General features: G+C 64.0%; 19 protein-coding genes. 16 read left to right on the top strand and 3 right to left on the bottom strand.

Annotated elements, in window-relative coordinates; all coding sequences use genetic code 11:
* The first annotated feature begins 90 nt into the window (after positions 1 to 90).
* The 11 genes from yajC (at position 91) to BM177_RS06560 (ending at position 12067) form a co-directional block, all read left to right on the top strand.
* A complete protein-coding gene (gene yajC / locus BM177_RS06605; protein WP_091680333.1) occupies positions 91 to 372 on the top strand; it encodes a preprotein translocase subunit YajC in 282 nt (93 codons plus the stop codon).
* A gap of 76 nt (positions 373 to 448) precedes the next feature.
* On the top strand, positions 449 to 2044 hold the full coding sequence (secD, locus tag BM177_RS06600) for a protein translocase subunit SecD (protein ID WP_091680154.1): 1596 nt from the start codon (positions 449 to 451) through the stop codon (positions 2042 to 2044).
* A gap of 105 nt (positions 2045 to 2149) precedes the next feature.
* Complete coding sequence (gene secF / locus BM177_RS06595) at positions 2150 to 3097, top strand: protein translocase subunit SecF (RefSeq protein ID WP_091680332.1); 948 nt, start codon at positions 2150 to 2152, stop codon at positions 3095 to 3097.
* Between the two features lie 58 nt (positions 3098 to 3155).
* Positions 3156 to 3542, top strand: a complete 387-nt coding sequence (locus BM177_RS06590) for an Mth938-like domain-containing protein (protein WP_091680152.1) — start codon at positions 3156 to 3158, stop codon at positions 3540 to 3542.
* A complete protein-coding gene (locus BM177_RS06585) occupies positions 3539 to 4405 on the top strand; it encodes a phytoene/squalene synthase family protein (RefSeq protein WP_091680150.1) in 867 nt (288 codons plus the stop codon). Before BM177_RS06590 ends, BM177_RS06585 begins: the two co-directional genes overlap by 4 nt.
* Before the next feature lie 365 nt (positions 4406 to 4770).
* The gene (gene ileS / locus BM177_RS06580; RefSeq protein ID WP_091680330.1) at positions 4771 to 7890 is read left to right on the top strand and encodes an isoleucine--tRNA ligase; all 3120 of its coding nucleotides are present in this window, start codon (positions 4771 to 4773) and stop codon (positions 7888 to 7890) included.
* Positions 7887 to 8381, top strand: coding sequence for a signal peptidase II (gene lspA, locus BM177_RS06575; RefSeq protein ID WP_091680328.1), 495 nt, complete (start codon positions 7887 to 7889; stop codon positions 8379 to 8381). Before ileS ends, lspA begins: the two co-directional genes overlap by 4 nt.
* Positions 8382 to 8519: 138 nt before the next feature.
* Complete coding sequence (locus BM177_RS06570; RefSeq protein ID WP_091680148.1) at positions 8520 to 9194, top strand: hypothetical protein; 675 nt, start codon at positions 8520 to 8522, stop codon at positions 9192 to 9194.
* 5 nt (positions 9195 to 9199) lie between these two features.
* Positions 9200 to 9346, top strand: a complete 147-nt coding sequence (locus tag BM177_RS19965) for a hypothetical protein (protein WP_175492520.1) — start codon at positions 9200 to 9202, stop codon at positions 9344 to 9346.
* Positions 9347 to 9351: 5 nt separating this feature from the next.
* Positions 9352 to 10752 (top strand): M16 family metallopeptidase, encoded by a 1401-nt coding sequence (locus BM177_RS06565; RefSeq protein ID WP_091680326.1) that lies wholly within the window; start codon positions 9352 to 9354, stop codon positions 10750 to 10752.
* A gap of 34 nt (positions 10753 to 10786) precedes the next feature.
* Complete coding sequence (locus BM177_RS06560) at positions 10787 to 12067, top strand: M16 family metallopeptidase (RefSeq protein ID WP_091680323.1); 1281 nt, start codon at positions 10787 to 10789, stop codon at positions 12065 to 12067.
* Between the two features lie 75 nt (positions 12068 to 12142).
* Here the strand turns inward: BM177_RS06560 and BM177_RS06555 are convergent, their stop codons facing one another.
* Both BM177_RS06555 and BM177_RS06550 read right to left on the bottom strand, forming a co-directional pair.
* Positions 12143 to 12553 carry a type II toxin-antitoxin system VapC family toxin gene (locus BM177_RS06555; RefSeq protein WP_091680145.1) on the bottom strand — a complete coding sequence of 137 codons (411 nt, stop codon included), beginning with the start codon at positions 12551 to 12553 and terminating at the stop codon, positions 12143 to 12145.
* A 5-nt stretch (positions 12554 to 12558) separates the two neighbouring features.
* Positions 12559 to 12816, bottom strand: a complete 258-nt coding sequence (locus BM177_RS06550) for an antitoxin (RefSeq protein ID WP_425284375.1) — start codon at positions 12814 to 12816, stop codon at positions 12559 to 12561.
* Between BM177_RS06550 and BM177_RS19460 the strand changes: the two genes are divergently transcribed.
* Complete coding sequence (locus BM177_RS19460; RefSeq protein WP_139223538.1) at positions 12817 to 13113, top strand: hypothetical protein; 297 nt, start codon at positions 12817 to 12819, stop codon at positions 13111 to 13113. It abuts the gene before it with no gap.
* 155 nt (positions 13114 to 13268) lie between these two features.
* Positions 13269 to 15128 carry a DNA mismatch repair endonuclease MutL gene (gene mutL / locus BM177_RS06545; RefSeq protein WP_091680142.1) on the top strand — a complete coding sequence of 620 codons (1860 nt, stop codon included), beginning with the start codon at positions 13269 to 13271 and terminating at the stop codon, positions 15126 to 15128.
* Between the two features lie 23 nt (positions 15129 to 15151).
* On the opposite strand, the gene BM177_RS06540 is transcribed toward mutL, so the two are convergent.
* The gene (locus tag BM177_RS06540; RefSeq protein ID WP_342028895.1) at positions 15152 to 15862 is read right to left on the bottom strand and encodes a VOC family protein; all 711 of its coding nucleotides are present in this window, start codon (positions 15860 to 15862) and stop codon (positions 15152 to 15154) included.
* A gap of 195 nt (positions 15863 to 16057) precedes the next feature.
* On the opposite strand from BM177_RS06540, the gene purD reads away from it, so the two are divergent.
* The 3 genes from purD (at position 16058) to BM177_RS06525 (ending at position 20344) form a co-directional block, all read left to right on the top strand.
* A complete protein-coding gene (purD, locus tag BM177_RS06535) occupies positions 16058 to 17329 on the top strand; it encodes a phosphoribosylamine--glycine ligase (RefSeq protein ID WP_091680139.1) in 1272 nt (423 codons plus the stop codon).
* A gap of 561 nt (positions 17330 to 17890) precedes the next feature.
* Positions 17891 to 19117 (top strand): aminotransferase class I/II-fold pyridoxal phosphate-dependent enzyme, encoded by a 1227-nt coding sequence (locus tag BM177_RS06530; protein WP_091680136.1) that lies wholly within the window; start codon positions 17891 to 17893, stop codon positions 19115 to 19117.
* A 63-nt stretch (positions 19118 to 19180) separates the two neighbouring features.
* The gene (locus tag BM177_RS06525) at positions 19181 to 20344 is read left to right on the top strand and encodes a GNAT family protein (protein WP_091680134.1); all 1164 of its coding nucleotides are present in this window, start codon (positions 19181 to 19183) and stop codon (positions 20342 to 20344) included.
* The last annotated feature ends 37 nt before the right edge of the window (positions 20345 to 20381 follow it).

Here is a 20381-nt window from a genome sequence, read left to right as displayed (position 1 = left end):
GAGCCTTGAGCGCCGCAATTGAGGAGAAGGGTATTGTTCACGTCTGCTTTCGCTCAAGCCGCTGGCGGCCCGCAGGGCGCGCCGGGAGACATGCTGTTGCAGCTTGTGCCCTTCGCGCTGATCCTCGTCATCATGTACTTTCTTATTATTCGCCCGCAGCAGAAGCGGGCGAAGGATCATGCCGATCTCGTCAAGAACATGCGCCGGGGCGACAGCGTCGTCACCAACGGCGGTTTGATCGGCAAGATCACCAGGGTCGTCGACGAGAATGAAATCGAACTCGAGATCGCGCCGAACGTGCGCGTGCGCGTCGCGCGGGGCATGATCACGGACGTCCGGTCCAAAAGCGAGCCTGTCAAAGACCAGGCGTGACCTGAGCCATACCTCTCTACTCTCCCATCGCGCGCCTTTCGCGGGGCGCCCCTGAACCTGGATTGCTGACAACGCCATGCTGCGTTACGCCACCTGGAAGATCGTCTCCATTATCGGCATGACGGTGCTGGCCTTCCTGGTCATCGTGCCGAGCCTGCTGAGCCCTGCGAACCGCGACGCTCTGATTTCGTTTTTGCCGAAATGGGTTCCCGCGCGCGCGATCGTGCTCGGCCTCGATCTGCAGGGCGGCTCGCATGTCCTGCTCGAGGTTGACAGTCCGTCTGTCGTCAAGACGCTGATCGACAATCTGCGAGACAGCGTGCGCCGGGTTCTGCGCGAGGACAAGGTTTCGATCACGGGAGGCATCGGCGTGCAGCCGAGGGGTCTCCAGTTGCGGATTCCCGATGCGAACGATCGCGCGAAGGTGATGCCGCAGCTGAGGCAATTGGCGAGCGCCGGCAGCGGATTGGCCGACGGGTCGCGGGCGCCCGCTTTCGACGTGATCGAAAATGACAGCGGCCTCATTCAATTCACCGTCACCGAAGCGGGCGTCAACGCCAAGGTTCGCCGCGCCGTGGACCAGTCGATCGAAGTGCTGCGCCGCCGCGTCGACGCGCTCGGGACGACGGAGCCAAATATCCAGCGCCAGGGCGCCGACCGGATCTTGGTCGAGGTGCCCGGCCTGCAGGACACCAGCAAGCTCAAGGAAATCCTTGGCACCACGGCCAAACTCGAATTCCGTCTCGTGAGCGAGGCGGGCGCCGATCCCTCCGAGGCCGATCTCCTCGAGGAAGTCGACCGTCCCGGCGGGAAGCTACCCGTGGAAAAGCGGGTTATGGTGCAGGGCGAGGATCTGACCGACGCCCAGCCCGGTTTCGATACAAGGACGCAGGAGCCGATCGTCAACTTCCGTTTCAATATTCGCGGCGGCCAACGATTCGGCGAGGTGACGTCGGAAAACGTCGGCCATCTGTTCGCCATCGTTCTCGACGGAAAAGTGATTTCGGCGCCGCGCATCCTCGGGCCGATCACCGGCGGATCCGGTCAGATCTCCGGCCATTTCACCGTCGAGTCGGCGAACAATCTCGCCATTCTCCTGCGCGCGGGCGCGCTTCCCGCCAAGCTCACGATTGTCGAGGAGCGCACCGTCGGGCCGGGGCTGGGACAGGATTCGATCGACGCGGGCAAACGCGCGGCCTATGTCGGCGCCGGGCTTGTCGGCTTCTATATGCTGATCACCTACGGCGTGTTCGGCGTCTTCGCCAATATCGCTCTGCTGGTCCACATCGCGTTCATTTTCGCTGGTCTTGTCCTCCTCGGGGCGACCCTAACCCTGCCCGGCATCGCGGGCATCGTCCTCACCATAGGCATGGCGGTCGATTCCAACGTTTTGATCTACGAGCGCATCCGCGAAGAATCGCATCAGGGGCGCTCGATCCTGTCCTCGCTCGACGCAGGGTTCAACCGCGCCTTCGCCACCATCGTCGACTCCAACGTCACGATGTTCGTCGCCGCCGCGATCCTTTATTTTCTCGGCTCCGGGCCGGTGCGCGGTTTCGCGGTGTCTCTCGCCCTCGGCATTCTGACGACCATCATCACCGCGGTGACGATGACGCGGATGATGATCACGCTCTGGTACCGGTACCGGCGGCCTTCGAAGCTGCCGATCTGAATCGGGGCCAGAATATTAGTCAAAGGCGCCCCGCCGGGGATCGCGCTTGCCAACGGCGCCCGTTGAGACGATATGTTCGCTCAAGCGGCCAAGGATGTTAATCCCATGAAACTGCTGCGCCTCGCGCCCGAGAACACCAAATTTCCCTTCATGCGCTTCCGGCGCATCAGCTATCCCTTTTCGGCGCTGCTCTCGATCGCATCTGTGGTCCTGTTTTTGACCGTGGGCATGAATTTCGGGATCGATTTTTCCGGGGGCACCCTGATCGAGCTGCGCGCCAAGTCCGGACCGGCCGACATCGCCAAGCTTCGCGCCGCCGCCGAACAGATGAATGTCGGCCAGGTCGAGGTTCAGGAATTCGGCGCGCCGACGGACGTGACCCTGCGGTTCGGCCTTCAGGCGGGAGGAGACGCGGCGCAGGAAGTCGCGGTCGGAAGGGTGCGGGCGGCGATCGGGGATGGATACGAGGTCCGGCGCACCGAGGTCGTCGGACCGCGCGTGTCCGGCGAACTCGTGCAATCTGGCACCCTCGGCGTCGTGATCTCCATCATCGCGGTGCTTTGCTATCTCTGGTTCCGCTTCGAATGGCAGTTCGCGGTCGGTGCCATTATCGCGACGATGCACGACCTTCTTCTGACCGTCGGCTTCTTCGCGCTGACGCGGCTCGAATTCAACACGACCTCGATCGCCGCCATTCTCACCATCGTCGGCTATTCGCTGAACGAGACCGTCGTCGTGCTCGACCGCATCCGTGAAATGATGCGTAAATACCGCAAGATGCCGACCGATGAATTGATCGATCTTTCGGTCAACGCCGTCCTGCCGCGAACCATCATGACCGCGACGACGGTGTTTCTCGCGCTTCTGTCGCTCGTCGTGTTCGGCGGCGAGGTCATCCGCTCGTTCTCGATTGCGATGATCTGGGGAATTTTCGTCGCCACCTATTCGTCGGTCTTCATCTGCTCGCCCATGCTGATCTATCTCGGGCTGCGCACCGAGACCGTCGGATCGGCCCCGCCCGCGCCGGGCAAGCTGGCGAAGAGCCCGGCCTGACGCGCGCCGGTCTGACCGCTCATCGGATGAGCGCGGCTGAGGCCGCCAGGGAGGCCCCATGAATCAGCCGCAGGACAAGGGCTTCCTCCCCGGCGCCCATATGATCGAAGGATATGGCGGCGGCGGCTTCCGCTTCGGCGGAATGTCCCATCGCGGCTCGATCCTCGCCTTGCCGTCGGGAATCTACGCCTGGAGCGCGGCGACTCCGGCCGAGATCGACATCGACTCGCTGGGCCAGCTTTTCGCGGAGCCTGCGGGTCTCGTCGAGCATCTCCTGGTCGGGACCGGGACCGAACTCCGGCCGCTCGCCGCCCCCCTGCGCCAGCGTCTGCGCGAGGCCGGGATCAGGGCGGAGCCCATGCCGACCGGGGCGGCGGCCCGCACCTATTCCATTCTGCTGGGCGAGAGACGGCGGGTCGCCGCCGCGCTTCTGGCGGCGCCATGACCGCGGATCATCTTTTCCCGGGACGCGAGCCCGACTATTCCTATTGCGAAACGATGCTGCGCCGAGACGACCCGGACCGTTGGCTTTCCGCGCTTTTTGTTCCAAGGCCGCTTCGCCCCCACATTCACGCGCTCTACGCCTTCAGCCTCGAGATCGCCCGCGTCCGTGAAATCGTTTCCGAACCCTTGCTGGGCGAAATCCGCTATCAATGGTGGCGGGACGCCATCGAGGGGTCCGGATCGGAAACACAGGCCAATCCCGTCGCGGCGGCGCTTCTCGATACGGTCGAGCGCTCCGATCTGCCCAAACGGCCGCTGCTCGACCTGATCGACGCGCGGCATTTCGATCTTTACGACGATCCGATGGAATCGGTGGAGGCGCTCGAGGCCTACGCCAGGGCGACGTCCTCGGGCCTCTTCAGGCTGGCCTCGACGATCCTCGAACCCGACGAGCCGACTCAAGGCCTTGGCGCTGACGAAGCGGCTGGAATCGCCTATGCCTTGACCGGACTTTTACGCGCCTTGCCCTGGCATTGCGCGCGCGGCCAGCTCTATGTCCCGCTGGACCTCCTGGCGAAACATGGCGCGCGGCGCGAGGATTTCGCCGCCGGGGTGGCGACGCCCGGCGTTCTCGCCGCGCTCGCGGACCTTCGCGCCCTCGCGCGGCGCCATCTCGAGACGTTCGATGCGCGGATTCTCGGGCTTCCCGACCGGAGTCGGGCCGCGTTCCTGCCGGCGAGTCTTTGCGAACTTTATCTCTGCGCGATGGAACAGCCTGGCTACGACCCGTTCAAGACTCCGGTCGCGCCGCCGCAATGGCGCCGGCAATGGATCCTCTGGCGCGCCGCCAAGACTTGGGGCTGAGGACTTGGGGGTGACGACTTGGGGGGGCTTGGGGCTGAGGCTTTGGGGTCAGGGTGGGCCTAAGGAATTGGCCCAAGGAATTGACCAAGTCGTCCAATAAAGCGGCGCTTTATTCCGCTCCCGTCTATTGCTAGAACAATTCGATGCTACAGAACTCTCCTTTGCGGGCGACGCGAATTAGGGGCCCGGCTCGCGCCGGCGCCGTGCGCCCGCGAGTCCGGGGACGATCCGGCCGCTAGACCAGTTCGGGAAATTTTCCAGACCGATCTCGCGCACCCGTCCATATTGCCGGGCATGGTCCGATTGCGGCGATCATGCTCTCACGCGGCAGGCGCCGCGCCATGCTCGATCAGGCCTCAAACACTATGAACGAACAAGCTCCGGCCAAAACGGCTGACAAGAAGCCGGATGGCCCAGATTATTCGAAGACGCTTTTTCTGCCGCAGACGGATTTTCCGATGCGCGCCGGCCTCCCGGCCAAGGAGCCGCAATTGCTCGCCCGCTGGCGCGAGATCGGCCTCTATCAGAGGCTGCGCGAGAGCGGGCGGGGGCGCCCGAAATTCGTCCTCCACGATGGCCCGCCCTACGCCAACGGCAACATCCACATTGGCCATGCGCTGAACAAGATCCTCAAGGATCTCGTCACCCGCTCGCAGCAGATGCTCGGCAAGGATTCCAATTATGTGCCGGGCTGGGACTGCCACGGACTGCCGATCGAATGGAAGATCGAGGAGCAGTACCGCGCCAAGGGCCGCAACAAGGACGCTGTCCCGATCAACGAATTCCGCCGCGAGTGCCGCGCCTTCGCCGCGCACTGGGTCGATGTGCAACGCGAGGAGTTCAAGCGTCTTGGCGTCACGGGAGACTGGGATCATCCCTATCTCACTATGACCTTTCCGGCCGAAGCGCAGATCGCCCGCGAGATCATGAAATTCGCCGCCAACGGGACGCTGTATCGCGGCTCGAAGCCGGTGATGTGGAGCGTCGTCGAAAAAACCGCTTTGGCCGAGGCGGAGGTGGAATACGAAGACCATGTTAGCGACACGGTTTTTGTGGCGTTTCCTATCGGTGGCGCCGAAAATGCCCACCGATTAATGGCGCCGTCCGGCAAAATCTCTGTAGATGAAGAAACCGGTCAGACCATATTCGATGATTCTGCATTGTTTGATTGGGCGAACGCTCGAACCAGACATCTAAGTGAAGTTGAGAGCGTCAAGCGCCAACGGGCGCGTGTGATCATCTGGACGACGACGCCCTGGACCATCCCAGCCAACCGGGCGATTAGCTTTTCGTCCAAGATCGCCTATGGCCTGTATCGCGTGACGGCGGCGCCTGAACACAATTGGATGAAAGTTGACGATCTCTACATCCTTGCCGATGCGCTTGCCGAAAGCGTGTTCAATGCTGCAAAAGTCAACGCTTTCGAGCGTGAAAACGACGTGTCCGCCGAGGCTCTCGCGGCTCTCGAAGTTCGACATCCCCTCGCCGCAACAATCCCCGGCTATGATTTCGACGTTCTCCTTTTCGACGGCGACCACGTCACCGCCGATACCGGCACCGGCTTCGTCCACACCGCGCCCGGCCACGGCCGGGACGACTTCGACGTCTGGATGGCGCACGGCCGCGAACTCGCCGCGCGCGGCATCGAGACGCGCATTCCCTACACCGTCGACGCCGACGGCTTTCTCACCAAGGAAGCGCCCGGCTTCGAGGGCCGCCGCGTCATCGACGACAAGGGCAATAAGGGCGACGCCAACGAGGCGGTCATCAAGGCGCTGATCGAGGCGGGCAATCTCGTCGCGCGTGGACGGTTGAAGCATCAATATCCGCATAGCTGGCGCTCGAAAAAGCCGCTCATCTTCCGCAACACGCCGCAATGGTTCATCGCGCTCGACAAGCCGATTGACGCCGGCGCCTCCACAAACGCTCCCACCATCCGCCAGATCGCCCTGCGCGAAATCGAAGCCACCAAATGGGTTCCGGCGGCGGGCGAAAATCGCATCAATGGCATGATCGCCAACCGCCCGGACTGGGTGGTTTCGCGCCAGCGCGCCTGGGGCGTGCCCATCGCGATCTTTGTCGATAAGGACACGAAGGACATTCTCGTTGACGATGTGGTGAACCAGCGCATCGCGGCGGCTTTCGAAGAAGAGGGCGCCGACGCATGGTTTGCCGATGGCGCCGCCGAGCGCTTCCTGCAGCCCGGCTACGATCCGGAAAAATTCGAGAAAATCGACGACGTTCTCGATGTCTGGTTCGATTCCGGATCGACCCATTCCTTCACGCTGGACGATCCGAAGAACTTTCCCGGCCTTGCGGGAATCCATCGGCTGCGCGACGGCGGCGCCGACGAGATCATGTATCTCGAAGGCTCCGACCAGCATCGCGGCTGGTTCCATTCCTCGCTGCTCGAATCCTGCGGCACGCGGGGCAGGGCGCCCTACGACGCGGTTCTGACCCATGGCTTCGTTCTCGACGAGAAGGGCCAGAAAATGTCGAAATCGGCGGGCAACGTCACCGCCCCGCAGACCATCATCAAGGACGCCGGCGCCGACATTCTCCGGCTCTGGGTCGCGGCGTCCGATTATTCCGACGATCTGCGCATCGGGCCGGAAATCCTCAAGACCTTCGTCGAGACCTATCGTAAGCTGCGCAACACGATCCGCTGGATGCTCGGGACGCTCGCTCATTACGATCCGGCCCAGACCGTCGCGCCGGCCGCCATGGGCGAACTGGAGCGGCTGATGCTGCACAAGCTCGCGGAACTCGACGGCGAGATCCGCGACGCCTACTTGCGCTTCGACTACAAGAGGGTGGTGGCGCGCCTGTCGGCCTTTCTCAACTCGGACCTGTCGGCCTTCTATTTCGACATCCGCAAGGATGCGCTCTATTGCGAGCCGCCCTCGAGCCTTAAGCGCCGCGCCGCGCTGGAGACTGTCGAGCAGATCTTCCGCCGGGTCACGTTGTGGCTCGCGCCGATTCTCGCCTTCACGTCTGAAGAGGCGTGGCTGTCGCGCCGCCCCGACGCCGTCTCGGTTCATCTCGAAGCATTTCCCGAAACGCCGCAAGCCTGGCGCGACGACGCGCTCGCCGAAAAATGGGAAAAAATCCGCCGCATCCGCTCGGTGGTGACCGGCGCGCTCGAGATCGAGCGGGCGCAAAAGCGCATCGGCTCGTCGCTCGAGGCGGCGCCAAAGGTCTTCATCGAAAATGAAGACTGGCGCGCTCTTCTCAACGGCGTCGATTTCGCGGAGATCTGCATCACCTCCGACATCTCGATTGCGGCGGGCGAAGGCCCGGCGGAAGCGTTCCGGCTCGACGACGTTCCCGGCGTCGCAATCGTCCCGGGACTCGCCGAGGGAACGAAATGCGCGAGATCGTGGAAGATCTCGAAAAGTGTCGGCGCCGATTCCGAATTTCCAGACGTCAGCCCGCGCGACGCGCAGGCCCTTCGCGAATTGCGGGCCGCCGGCCTATGGCGATGAGTCCCCGCCGCCTTGGCGCCGCCGTCGCGCTGGCGACGCTGGCGGCGGACCAGGCCAACAAGCTGTGGCTGATCTTCGTCTATGGCATCGAGACGCGCCAGCCGGTGCGATTAGCGCCGTTTCTCGACGTGATCTACGCGAAAAACACCGGCATTTCCTATTCGCTCCTGCGCGCGAGCAGCGAGACCGGAAGGTATGTCCTGCTGGCCTTCGCCCTTGCCGCGACGTTCTTTCTGGGCGCATGGCTCTGGCGCGCGCAGACGAAAACGGTCGCCCTCGCGCTGGGGCTGATCATCGGCGGCGCGCTCGGCAACGCCTATGACCGGTTCGCCTACGGGTTCGTCGCCGATTTCTACCATTTCCACGTCGGGACATTCTCCTGGTACGTTTTCAATTTCGCCGACGTCGCGATTGTGTCCGGGGTTGGACTACTTCTTTACGATTCTTTGTTTACCTCGAACCGCGACCCGGAGGGCGTTGCGGAGCAATAATCGCCGAATGGCGCAGCTTCGCCGTCAAAATGCCGCGATGGCGCTTAACATGGCGACGTAAGCTCGGCGCAAGCGCTCTCGCGGCTTCCCGGCGATTGACCGCCGTGTTCGGGCGACGACAGGGGAGAGGACTTCGTTATGGTGTTTGACAAGGTTCAGGGACGCAGCAAAGCCTCCATTTTGGCCGCGTTGGCCGCCGGCGCTTTCATGGCCGCCGCGCCTTTGCCTGCGGCGGCTGAAGAAGACACCAATATGTTCAACTCGATGCTCGGCTTTGTCGGGCTGCAGTTCGACAAGGAGCAGGACGCGATCGATTACCGCGCCCGCGCCCCCATCGTCGTGCCGCCGCGACTCGATCTTCCCCCGCCAAAGGAAAGCGCCCGGAGCGCGTCATGGCCAACGGACCCCGATGTCGTCGAACGCCGCCGGGCGGCGCTCAGCGCGAATCAGCCGGCGCCGCAACCGACGCCGAACGCCCGCGTGGAAATGTCGCCCCGCGACCTTAGTCGCGTCACCGGCGATCTTCCGAAGGAGGGGCCGCCTAGCGAATGTCAGGCGGGTTCTGGAACGCCGATCTGCCTTTACGCGCCCTGGAAAGCCCTGCAGGCCGCCGTCGGCGGCGGCGGACAAGCGGATGTGGTCCAGCCGGGAGTCGAGCCGAGCCGGAAATATCTGACCGAACCGCCGCCGGGCTATCGCAAGGCGACCGCCGCCACCGCTCTTGCGCCGGACAAGGTCAAAGAAGAGGCGGACCCGTCGGATCCCGCCGCCTACAACCGCTCGCAACGACGCAAGAACTCGGTGGACAACTAACCTTTATGGTTCCGCGCGCGGCGGGCGGCGGCTTTCCGGGCCGGGGCCTGTCGCCGCAAATTCACAAAGACTATACCGCCGCCGATTTTCTGACCTATATTCGCTCCAGACTTTTCAACTCGGACCTCGGCCTGCTCGCCGCGGTCTCATGAAAGCGATGGATCGAATGCTTCCTGGTCAAGCCGCTTCCGGCCCGCGCGCCTGCGCCCTTACGCCCTCTGCGCAGCCCTCCGCCAAACCCGCCGGGCCGCCTGTCGCTCAGGCGAAACTCGCCAACGGCCTCGAAATCGTCGTGATCGCCGACCATCGCGCGCCGGTCGTGACGCACATGGTCTGGTACCGCAACGGCTCCGCCGACGACCCGCTGGGAAAATCCGGCATCGCCCATTTCCTCGAACATCTGATGTTTAAGGGCACCAAGGCCAATCCCCAGGGTAAATTCTCCGAATTGATCGCCGATGTCGGCGGTCAGGAGAACGCGTTCACCTCAAACGATTACACCGCCTATTTCCAGCGCGTCGCCAAGGACCATCTTCGGGTCTGCATGGAATATGAAGCGGACCGGATGACCAATCTTGTCCTCAGCGACGAGGTGGTGGCGCCCGAACGAGACGTCGTGCTCGAGGAGCGTCGGATGCGCACCGATTCCGATCCTTCGGACCAGTTGAACGAGGCGGTGCAGGCCGCGCTCTTCACCCAGCACCCCTACGGCCGGCCGATCATCGGCTGGAATCACGAGATCGAAGGTCTCGACCGTAACGACGCGCTGGCCTATTACCATCGGTTCTATACGCCCGAAAACGCGATCCTCGTCATTGCGGGAGACGTCGATGCGGCGGCCGTGATCGAACTCGCGGGGGAGATCTATGGCGCGATCCCGGCGCGGGGCGAGGCCCCGAAACGCTCGCGTCCACGCGAACCCGAGCCCCGCGCGCACCGTCTCGTGACCCTTGCCGACGAGAAGGTCGAACAGCCCTCGCACCAGAGCGTGTTCCTTGCGCCCTCGTACAGGACGGCCGAGCCCGGCGAGGCCGAGGCCCTCGAAGTCCTCGCCCATCTTCTGGGCGGCGGCCCGACGAGCCTCCTCTTCAAGACCCTCGTCATGAACGACAAGATCGCGGTCGGGGCGGGCGCGCATTACCAGGGCGCCTCGGTCGACGACACGCGATTCTATGTCTTCGCCGTCCCGGCGCCCGGGGTTTCGCTCGAACGGCTCGACGCCGCGATCGGAGAGATCATCGCCGGCGTCGCCGCCCATGGCGTCGATGAGGCGGACTTCAAACGCGCGAAAACCCGGCTCGTCGCCGACGCGATCTATGCGCAGGACAATCAGGCGACCCTCGCCCGATGGTACGGCGCCTCGCTGGCGGTCGGACTTTCGATCGAGGACGTCGCGCACTGGCCCGAGCGGATCGAGGCTGTGACCGCCGACGACGTGAAAAGAGCCGCGCGCTGGCTCGACAAGCGGCGCAGCGTCACTGGATTCCTGCTTCCGGCCGAACCCTCTGCGCGAACCCCTCCCGCGCAGGATGCTGCCGACGCCATCATCGCGTGCTGAACGAAAAGCAAAAAAAAGAAAAAATGGATCCATCATGACCGCTCTCGCCAGCACGCAAAGCCCGTCCCGCGCCGCCGCCGTCCAGAAGATCGTCTCGCCCGGCGGCATCGAGGCCTGGCTGGTCGAGGATTACGCCGTTCCGATCGTCGCGCTTGAATTCGCCTTCAAGGGCGGCGCGTCGCAGGACCCGATCGGCAAGCCGGGCGTTGCCACCCTTCTCGCCGGCATGCTCGATGAAGGAGCCGGCCCCTATGACGCCGAGGCCTTCCATCGCGCGCTCGATGAAGACGCCATCGAGCTTTCGTTCTCGGCCGACCGCGATCTCGTCAGCGGGCGGATGCAGACGCTCGCCCGCAACATTGCGCGGGCCTTCGAACTTCTGCAGCTCGCCGTCGGCAAGGCGCGTCTCGACTCCGAACCGTTCGAGCGCGTCATCGGCCAGATCTCCGCCAGCCTCAAGCGCGAGGTCAACGATCCTGACCATGTCGCCGCGCGCACCTTCCGTTCGGTCGCCTATGCGAACCATCCCTATGGCCTGCCGGTGCGCGGCGATCTCGCGACTCTGCCGACGCTGACCCGCGCCAACCTCACCGACATGCGGGCGCGGGTCTTCGCGCGCGACACGCTGAAAATCGCGGCGGTGGGCGCGATCGACGCCGCGACGCTCGCCGCCCGTCTCGACGACGTGTTCGGAGCCCTGCCGGCAAAGTCCGACCTGGATCCTATCGCTCCCATCGCCTTCTCGGGGGAAGGCGCGCGCCATGTCGTCAGGATCGACGTGCCGCAATCGGCGATCCGTTTCGGCCGGCAAGGGATCGCCCGCGCCGATCCCGACATCATCCCCGCGATTGTCGTCAACCACGTCCTCGGCGGCGGCGTGTTTTCGGCGCGGCTCTTCCGCGAGGTGCGCGAGAAGCGCGGCCTCGCCTATTCGGTCTGGTCCCACCTCACGACCTTCGATCACGCCGCCATGCTGAGCGGCGGCACCTCCACCAAGAATGAACGCGCCGCCGAATCGATGGCGGTGATCGAGGGCGAGATCGCCAGCCTTTCCGAGTCGGGGCCGACGGAAGAGGAACTGGACAAGGCGAAAAAATACCTCATCGGCTCCTATGCGCTCCGCTTCGATACCTCGACCAAGATCGTGGCCCAGCTCGTCCACCTCCAGACCGAGGGCTATGGCGTCGATTATCTCGATGAACGCAACAGGCTGATCGCCGCCGTCACGATGGACGACGCCAAGCGCGCGGCGAGGCGCATCTTTGGCGATGGGAAGCTCCTCGTCGCCGTCGCAGGGCGCCCGGAAGGGATGTGAGGGGGCAATTCCTCATCCAGATGAGCCCGTGCCTCTCGAAGAAGGATGCAGGAATGACGCACCGATGATTCTCGGTCAACCTGCCATCCAATCGGTGATGACCAGCCCCGGCACACGCTCGAATTCGCGGCGGTTCGCCGTGACGAGCGTAGCGCTCCGGCGGCGGGCCTGCGCCGCGATCAGCACGTCATAGGGTCCGATCGGCGTTCCCGCCTTTGCCAGCGCCGCTCGGATTTCGCCCGCGCCTTTCGCGTCCTCCGAGTCAAACGCGGCGATCGTGAGCGGCAGATCCAGAAACGCCGCGAGAATCGCCTGGCTGCGCTCCGGGCGCACGCTTTTGGCGACGCCATACCGCAATTCGTAAAGAACGATCGCTGATAAAAGGATTTGCGCGCCGCGCGCGATTTCCGCGTCGAGGCGCGCCGCCATCAACGGGCTTTTCTCATTCAGCGCGGCGATGACGGCGTTCGTATCGAGACAGAACATCGCCTTTAGAACGCGGCGCCGTCATCAGGCGTTGGCGGCTGCTCGGGGCGCCCCTCGGGAAGAAAATCGGCGGCGCCGAGGGCCCGCAGCCTCGCGCGCCAGGCCGTGACGTCGAAGGGTGCGTTCTCCATCGGCTCCAGAATAACCTTGTCGCCGATTTTGGAGACCCGCACCTGCGATCCCTCGAACCGAAATTCCTTGGGCAGGCGCACGGCCTGGCTGCGGCCGGACATGAAGAGCTTGGCGGTTCCTTTGGCGGTCAAATGCGCCTCCTGGAGCAAATTCCGATTGGATTGAATCAATCCAATCGACAAGAATATGCTCAATTCTTTGAATCTGAAGCGATTTCTGATCGATCGCATGACTTCATGCGATCGGAAAGCGCTCTTATGGTGGATACCATTGATATGCATCACGTTGCGCCGCCGTCAAGAAGGGAAGCCAGTGTGAGCGTCGGCGTGTCAGAGAGCGCGATGTTGGCGCAGAAGTCGCGACAAAAGCTCTTCCGCGCCGTCCAGATTTCAGGAAGAACCCGCAAAGATTCAACAAGACTTGGTTAGGCGTATCGCCGACTACACTCGCCGCATCAGACTGGCATTGGCCTTTTTGTGTAAGAAAGCTCTGGAAAAACTTCCTCCGCCCAATCTCGAACGCGCATCGGCGTCCGGCGCACGATAAGATCGGCGCAAGCCCAAGCTGAGAGCATCAAACCCCCATGCCGGTTCGCCGCCTCGATCCCGTTCTCATCGACCGCATCGCCGCGGGCGAGGTCGTCGAGCGGCCGGCCTCGGCCTTGAAGGAATTGATCGAGAACGCGCTCGACGCCGGGGCGGCCCGGATCGACGTCGCGCTCGAGGCGGGCGGGAAAAAGCTCATTCGCGTCATCGACGACGGCTTCGGCATGTCGGCGCAGGACCTCGACCTCGCGGTCGAGCGCCACGCCACCTCGAAACTTCCCGGCGGCGATCTCTCCGCGATCGAGACCCTCGGCTTCCGGGGCGAGGCTTTGCCCTCGATCGGCTCGGTCGCGAGCCTCGAGATCACGACCCGCGCGTCTGGCGCGCCGCATGGCTCGCGGATCTGCGTCGATCAGGGCGCCAAAAGCGCCATTGCGCCCGCCGCCCATCCCCAAGGGACGCGGATCGAAATCCGCGACCTCTTCGCGGCGACGCCCGCGCGGCTGAAATTCCTGAAAAACGACCGGGCCGAGGCCCGCGCCGCCTCCGAGACCGTGCAGCGCCATGCGATGGCGCATCCGCAGGTGCGGTTCACGTTTTCAGGCGGGGGCGAGGCGGCGGGCTTCGAGTTCGCCGCGCAGGGGCCGGGCGACGCGGGTCTGCTCGCGCGGCTGACGGACATTCTGGGCCGCGAGTTCAGCGCCAATGCGCTGCGCGTCGAGGCGGAGCGCGAGGGCGTGAGCCTTGCGGGCTTCGCCGGGCTGCCGACCTGGCACCGCGCCAATGCGTCGGCGCAATTTCTCTTCGTCAACGGCCGTCCGGTCCGCGACAAGCTACTCGCGGGCGCCGTGCGCGCGGCCTATATGGATTTTGTGCCGCAGGGACGCCATCCGGCGCTGGCGCTTTTCCTCTCCTGCGATCCGCGCGAGGTCGACGTCAACGTCCATCCGGCCAAGGCGGAGGTGCGCTTTCGCGACGGCGGCCTCGTGCGCGGCCTGATCGTCGGCGCGCTGAAACAGACCCTGGCGGGCGCGCTGCACAGGGCGACCCCGAACAATTCCGCCGCCGCGCTCGATCTTCTCGCCAGACGCGGCTTCGGCGCAGCCCGGTCGGGTTATGCGCCCGCCGCGAACTGGGATTGGCGGGCCTCGCCCGCGAAGCCGGAGCATTCCGGCCCCTCCGCCGGCTTCGCCGAGGCGACAAACCTTTTCGCTGCGCCTGACCAGACAAGCTTCGCCACGGACGGGGCCTTGGCGCGGATCGCGAGCGTCTCCGCGCGGGCGCATCAGCAGCAGCCTTTGCAGCAAGACCTCGACGCGCCTCTGGGCGCGGCGCGAGCGCAATTGCACGAGACCTATATCGTCGCGCAGACCCGCGAGGGGATCGTCATCGTCGACCAGCACGCGGCGCATGAGCGGCTGGTCTACGAGCGCCTCAAGGCCGCCCGCGCGGGCTCTAGCCCGCCGCGCCAGCATCTGCTCATCCCGGTGATCGTCGAGATGGGGCAAAGCGAGGCGGCGCGGGTCTGCGATGCGGCGGACCTCCTTGGCGAGTTCGGCCTCAGGGTCGAACCGTTCGGGCCGGGTGCCGTCGCGGTCAGCGAGACGCCCGCCGCGCTCGGCGCCTGCGACGCCTCGAGTCTCGTGCGCGATCTTGCCGCGGCGCTCGCCGGGGAGGGCGGCGGCGCGGCGCCTCTGGAGAAGCGACTTGACCGGGTGCTGGCGACGCTCGCCTGCCATCATTCGGTGCGGGCGGGGCGGCGGCTCGGCGCGGACGAGATGAACGCGCTTTTGCGCGAGATGGAGCGCACGCCAGGCTCCGGCCAGTGCAACCACGGCCGCCCGACCTATGTCGAACTGAAACTCGTCGATGTCGAGAAGCTGTTCGGGCGGCGGTAGGGAAGGGCGGGGCCTGGCGCGGCTCAACCGGACATATGCTTCGGCATCGCCTGCGCGATCTCCTCCGCGCTCAGGTCGCGCACATGCGTCGCAATCGACCAGCGGTGACCGTACGGATCCTCGATCACGCCGTAACGGTCTCCCCAGAACATGTCGGTGACCGGCAGGATCAGTTTCGCCCCCGCCTCGACGGCGCGGGCGGCGGCGGCGTCGGCGTCCTCGACAAAAAGATGGATCGTCACTGGCGTGCCCTTCAGCGATTTCGGACCGAACGATCCCCATTGCGGGAATTCGTCGACCAGCATGATTGCGCTATCGCCGATGCGGATTCGCGCATGCATCAATCTGCCCTGGGGCCCGGCGAGGCGCATTTCCTCAACGGCGCCGAAGGCTTTTTCGTAGAAGTCTATGGCGCCGGCCGCGCCGTCGCAGACAAGGTGCGGCGTCACGCGATGCATCCCGTCCGGAATTGGCTTTACCTGAGCGCTCGCCATAGTGTCTCTCCCTTCGCTTTTGTCCGTCAGATAATCCGCAAAGCGTCGCGGGGTTTCACGCCGCCGGCGCCGAAGGCGCGGCAATAATTCCCTTCGCGCGCGAGCGAGGGCGTTCAAGTTCAGCTCCGCCCCGTCGCCCGAGCCCGCTGGGGGGGGGAAGGCGTAAATCCGGTCCGCCCCCGACGAACGCTCCTTGACGACGGGCGCATCCTTCAGCATTTTGCCGGCCTCGGTCTTCATCCGATCAGGACCCCGTCCAATCACGCCCTCGCCCGATCCGCCGCGCAATCGGACAGGCGAATTCGATGACGCAAGCGCGCAAAAGCAGGCAAGAGGAAAATTCTAGGTGAGCGCCGTATTCCGCCTTCCGCCGGGCCTGATCGCGCAGGGATCCCACCACAACGGTCAGGCCGGCGCAAACGTTACGGCGGCGGCGTGAACGTCCTCCTCCTTGGCTCGGGCGGGCGCGAACATGCGATCGCGGCCGCGCTGGTCAAAAGTCCGCTGCTCGACACCCTTTTCGCCGCGCCCGGCAATCCCGGAATCGCCCGCATCGGTCAATGCGTGGGGCTCGACGCCGCCGATCATGCATCAGTCGCCGCGTATTGCAAGGCGAACCGGATCGGCCTTGTCGTGGTCGGCGCCGAGGCGCCGCTCGTCGCCGGCATCGCCGACGATCTGGCTCTGGCCGGGATCAAGGTCTTCGGGCCGGGCAAAGCGGCCGCCCGTCTCGAAGGGTCAAAAGGGTTCGCCAAGGACTTCTGCGCGCGGTTCAGGATTCCGACGGCGGCCTACGGGCGTTTCAGCAACGCGGCTTCGGCGTTGGCCTATGCACGCGGCAAAGGCGCGCCGATCGTCATCAAGGCGGATGGCCTCGCCAGCGGGAAAGGGGTTGTGGTCGCCGCCAGTCTCGCCGAGGCGGAAGAGGCGATCGGCATGATGTTTCGCGGCGGATTCGGCGCCGCAGGCGAGACCATCGTCGTCGAGGACTTTCTCGAAGGCGAGGAAGCTTCCTTTTTCGCGCTCTGCGATGGCGCCCGCGCCGTCGAATTCGCCTCGGCGCAGGATCACAAGCGCGTCGGCGAGGGGGAAACCGGGCCCAACACCGGCGGGATGGGCGCCTATTCGCCCGCGCCGGTCATGGACGCGGCGATGAGCCGGCGGGTCATGACCGAGATCATCGAACCGACCCTCAAGGGCATGACGGAATTGGGCGCGCCGTTCAGGGGCGTCCTTTTTGCGGGCCTGATGATCGGCCGCGAGGGTCCAAAGCTCATCGAATTCAATGTCAGGTTCGGCGATCCCGAGACGCAGGCGATCCTGCCGCGTCTGGAGGATGATCTCCTCGCCCTCATGCTCGCCTGCGCAAACGCCACTCTCCCGGACCGGCCGATACGGCTCTCCGCCTGCACCGCGCTGAGCGTCGTGCTCGCCGCACGCGGCTACCCCGAGGCGCCGCTGAAGGGCGCGGAGATCGTCCATCTTGAACGGGCCGAGGCGAAACCTTTTGTTACAATCACCCACGCGGGAACGCGGCTCGAGGGAACGCGGCTTCTCGCCGACGGCGGCAGGGTGCTCAACGTCACCGCCGTCGGAGCCAACGTGGCGGAAGCCGGCGCCAGAGCCTATGCGGCGATCGACGCGATCGATTGGCCGGAGGGATTTTGCCGCCGCGATATCGGCTGGCGCGCCTTGCAACGCCCGTAAAGGGCAAGCGTCGACGGAAACTGAGTCGACGATGGCTCGCCGTAGGCTGGCGGCCCGGCAATATAGTAAAGACTTTCTTAATCTTTGTAAAAAATTCATGTTTAGAAGTGCATTTCAGTCGTTGGAGCTCAAACGGATTTAAAAATCCGCGGCCCTGACTTGGCGGTCAAGATCGCCGCTTTAAAGCAACCGATTCCCATCTTCGGTCTTCGTTGGGCTATCGTCAGCACTAAATACCGCGTCCGACGGTTAAACTGAGCATTGTTACGGTTTGTAACTCGAATTGACCAAAGCCGCTAAATCTTTGGTCTGCAAGGGGTTACGCGATTTCAGCAAGCAGTTTAAGACGATCGGCGAGGGTTATCCCCCGATCGACTTTTGCTCCCCCCGTCGGGCGATGCTATGCATTGATTTGCTGTGGGGGAACAGTTCGATTCATTGAAGGCGCTTCGATTCATTGCAGGCTCTTTGATTCGTTGCAGGCGCAACGCCGCAAGGTTTCTTAACGCCGCAAGGTTTCTTAAAGACATCCTAGAACTCCTTTGAGACGGCTAGACCTAAGTGCAAAAAGATAACAGCCTCGCGCAATACGCCACCAAGCGCTTCCGCCTTGCCGGGAAAGCCTATCTGGAAAGCGGCGATCCATTCTTTGCTCCGACCGATACTTTGCGGCGCGAGGCGGAAGCGAAGGGCCAGCGGTTTGTCAGCTTCGCAAACTATGATTACCTCGGGCTGTCCACCCATCCGGCCATCAAGTCGAGCGCGGCCGCCGCGCTCGATACCTTTGGCGTCGGGGCGCTGGCCTCCCGTCTCGTCGGCGGAGAGCGGTCGACCCATCGCAATCTTGAGGTCGCCCTTGCGAAATTCGTCGGAACAGATTCAGCGCTGACCCTCGTCAGCGGCTATCTGACCAACGTCACGACGATCTCGCATATTCTTGGATCGCGGGACGCGCTCTTCATCGACGAATTGTCGCACAACAGCATTCTGAGCGGCGCAAAAAGCGCGGTGGCGGAAACCGTCGTTTTCCGCCACAACGACCTTGACCACCTCGATTTTCTGCTGCGCGAACGGCGCGAAAACTTCCGCAACGTTCTGATCGTCGCGGAAGGCATTTACAGCATGGACGGCGACGTCGCCGACCTCGTCCGCCTCGTCAGGATCAAGGAGCAGCGCAACGCGTGGCTGTTGATCGACGAAGCGCATTCGATCGGGGTTCTTGGGAGCGAGGGACGCGGTCTTTGCGAATACGCAGGCGTCGATCCGCAGCAGGTCGATCTCATCATCGGAACGCTGTCCAAGACGCTGGCGTCCTGCGGCGGCTTCGTCGCCGGCAAGGCGCCTGTGATCGACTGGCTGCGCTACACGCTTCCTGGTTTTGTCTACAGCGTCGGGTTGTCTCCGGTCATTTCCGCCGCTGCGGAAACGGCCTTGCAGCTCATGCAGCAAGAGACGTGGCGACTGCGCCGTTTGCGCGAGAACGCCGAACTGTTCATGGATCTCGCGCACGAGGCCGGTCTCGACACGGGCCCTGCGATCGGACGAGGCGTCGTGCCGATCCTGTTCTCGGACAGTCTCGAAACGCTCGCCGCCTCGAGATTGCTTTTGAGCCAGTATTATTACGTGCCGCCGATCATCCAGATCGGGGTTCCCAAGGATCAGCCGCGCCTGCGCTTTTTCTTGTCCGCCACGCATACGGAGGCGGAAATCAGGGGCGTGATCGACCTTCTGGCGAAACGGAAAAGCGAACATGCAGCGCCCGCCCGCGCTCTCAGCGTCGCGACTTGATCAGGCCTTGCCCGGAGCCGGACCGGCGGCTTTGCATCCGGGCGGGGCGATGAGAAACCATTCATGCTGAAGAGCGCGGTCGACGTCATTCCCTCTCAGGGGCTTGGAAACTTCCTCGCCTTTTGCCGGCTGCCGCGCCTTTTATACAAGGATCAGCCTGGATTTGCCCCGCCGCTCGACGCCGAGCGGTGGACCTCCTTTTCGCCGCGGCTCAACCCTCATTATAAACTGGTCGAGTCGCAGGCCTTTCTCGCCCGCAGGGACGGCAAGTTCGTCGGACGAATTTTCGCGCAGATGTACGACGAAGATCATGCGCCGCTGGGCGCCTCGCGCGCGCAATTCGGTTGCCTTGACGCGATCAACGACGATTTTGTCGTCGGGGCGCTGATGAAGGCCGCGGAAGACTGGCTGCAGGCACGAGGCGCGGAAGTCGTGCATGGGCCGTTCTCGCCGTCGGTCAACAGCGAGGTCGGCGTGCTGGTCCAGGGCTTCGACGCCGAGCCGATGGTGTTCATGCCGTGGAATCCCGACTATCTGCCGGGGGCTCTCGAGCGCTGCGGCTACGCCAAGGCCCGCGATCTGATTTCATACCGCTACGACGTCAGCGAAAGGGACCGCGCTGACGGTCCCAGGATTATCGACCGGCCGGAATGGCGCGACAGATTGCGCATCAGAACCCTGGATCTCAAGGATCTCGCCAACGAGGCCAGGATCATTCTCGACATTTTCAACGACGCGTGGAGCGAGAATTGGGGCTTCACCCCTTTCACCTACGACGAATTCATGTCGACCGCGGACGGACTGAAACTGGTGATGCCGCCTGAAGGCGGGTTCATGATCGAACTTGACGGCGAGCCTCAGGCTTTTGGCGTCGTCCTGCCTAATCTGCACGAGATCACCGGCGATCTTGGCGGCAAGCTGCTCCCCTTCGGCATCTTTCGAATGATCTCGCGGATCAGGAACCACAAGTTCAAATCGGGGCGGCTGGCACTTTTCGGCATCCGTCGCGCCCTCCACCGCAAGGCGGCGGGCGGGGCCGTTATACTTGCGTTCATCGAGGAAATCCGGCGCCGCAGCCGGCAGAGTTCCATCGAACATGTCGAGTTCGGCTGGGTTCTGGAGAACAACGCCGGCATGCGGCGGCCGATCGAGGCCGCGGGCGCGAAAATCGACAAGATTCATCGCGTTTACGAGAAGCGGCTCGGAATTGCGGCGCTTGCGCCATGATCGTCATGGCGGAGCGATAGCGCCCAAAGGGGACGCC

Source organism: Methylocapsa palsarum (assembly GCF_900114285.1).
Classification (GTDB): Bacteria; Pseudomonadota; Alphaproteobacteria; order Rhizobiales; family Beijerinckiaceae; genus Methylocapsa; species Methylocapsa palsarum.
The sequence above is the reverse complement of the archived record's forward strand: the minus strand, read 5'-3'. Positions and strand labels throughout refer to the sequence as shown.

Bases quoted from the DNA above. Each gene is read 5' to 3' on its own strand.
- BM177_RS06555 (WP_091680145.1), bottom strand. From the start codon at position 12,553: ATGTTCTGTCTCGATACGAACGCCGTCATCGCCGCGCTGAATGAGAAA.
- BM177_RS06560 (WP_091680323.1), top strand. From the start codon at position 10,787: ATGACCGCTCTCGCCAGCACGCAAAGCCCGTCCCGCGCCGCCGCCGTC.
- BM177_RS06585 (WP_091680150.1), top strand. From the start codon at position 3,539: ATGACCGCGGATCATCTTTTCCCGGGACGCGAGCCCGACTATTCCTAT.
- yajC (WP_091680333.1), top strand. From the start codon at position 91: ATGCTGTTGCAGCTTGTGCCCTTCGCGCTGATCCTCGTCATCATGTAC.
- BM177_RS06540 (WP_342028895.1), bottom strand. From the start codon at position 15,862: ATGAAGACCGAGGCCGGCAAAATGCTGAAGGATGCGCCCGTCGTCAAG.
- secF (WP_091680332.1), top strand. From the start codon at position 2,150: ATGAAACTGCTGCGCCTCGCGCCCGAGAACACCAAATTTCCCTTCATG.
- BM177_RS06570 (WP_091680148.1), top strand. From the start codon at position 8,520: ATGGTGTTTGACAAGGTTCAGGGACGCAGCAAAGCCTCCATTTTGGCC.
- BM177_RS19965 (WP_175492520.1), top strand. From the start codon at position 9,200: ATGGTTCCGCGCGCGGCGGGCGGCGGCTTTCCGGGCCGGGGCCTGTCG.
- BM177_RS06525 (WP_091680134.1), top strand. From the start codon at position 19,181: ATGCTGAAGAGCGCGGTCGACGTCATTCCCTCTCAGGGGCTTGGAAAC.
- ileS (WP_091680330.1), top strand. From the start codon at position 4,771: ATGAACGAACAAGCTCCGGCCAAAACGGCTGACAAGAAGCCGGATGGC.
- lspA (WP_091680328.1), top strand. From the start codon at position 7,887: ATGAGTCCCCGCCGCCTTGGCGCCGCCGTCGCGCTGGCGACGCTGGCG.
- BM177_RS06565 (WP_091680326.1), top strand. From the start codon at position 9,352: ATGGATCGAATGCTTCCTGGTCAAGCCGCTTCCGGCCCGCGCGCCTGC.
- mutL (WP_091680142.1), top strand. From the start codon at position 13,269: ATGCCGGTTCGCCGCCTCGATCCCGTTCTCATCGACCGCATCGCCGCG.
- BM177_RS19460 (WP_139223538.1), top strand. From the start codon at position 12,817: ATGCGCCTCCTGGAGCAAATTCCGATTGGATTGAATCAATCCAATCGA.
- secD (WP_091680154.1), top strand. From the start codon at position 449: ATGCTGCGTTACGCCACCTGGAAGATCGTCTCCATTATCGGCATGACG.
- BM177_RS06590 (WP_091680152.1), top strand. From the start codon at position 3,156: ATGAATCAGCCGCAGGACAAGGGCTTCCTCCCCGGCGCCCATATGATC.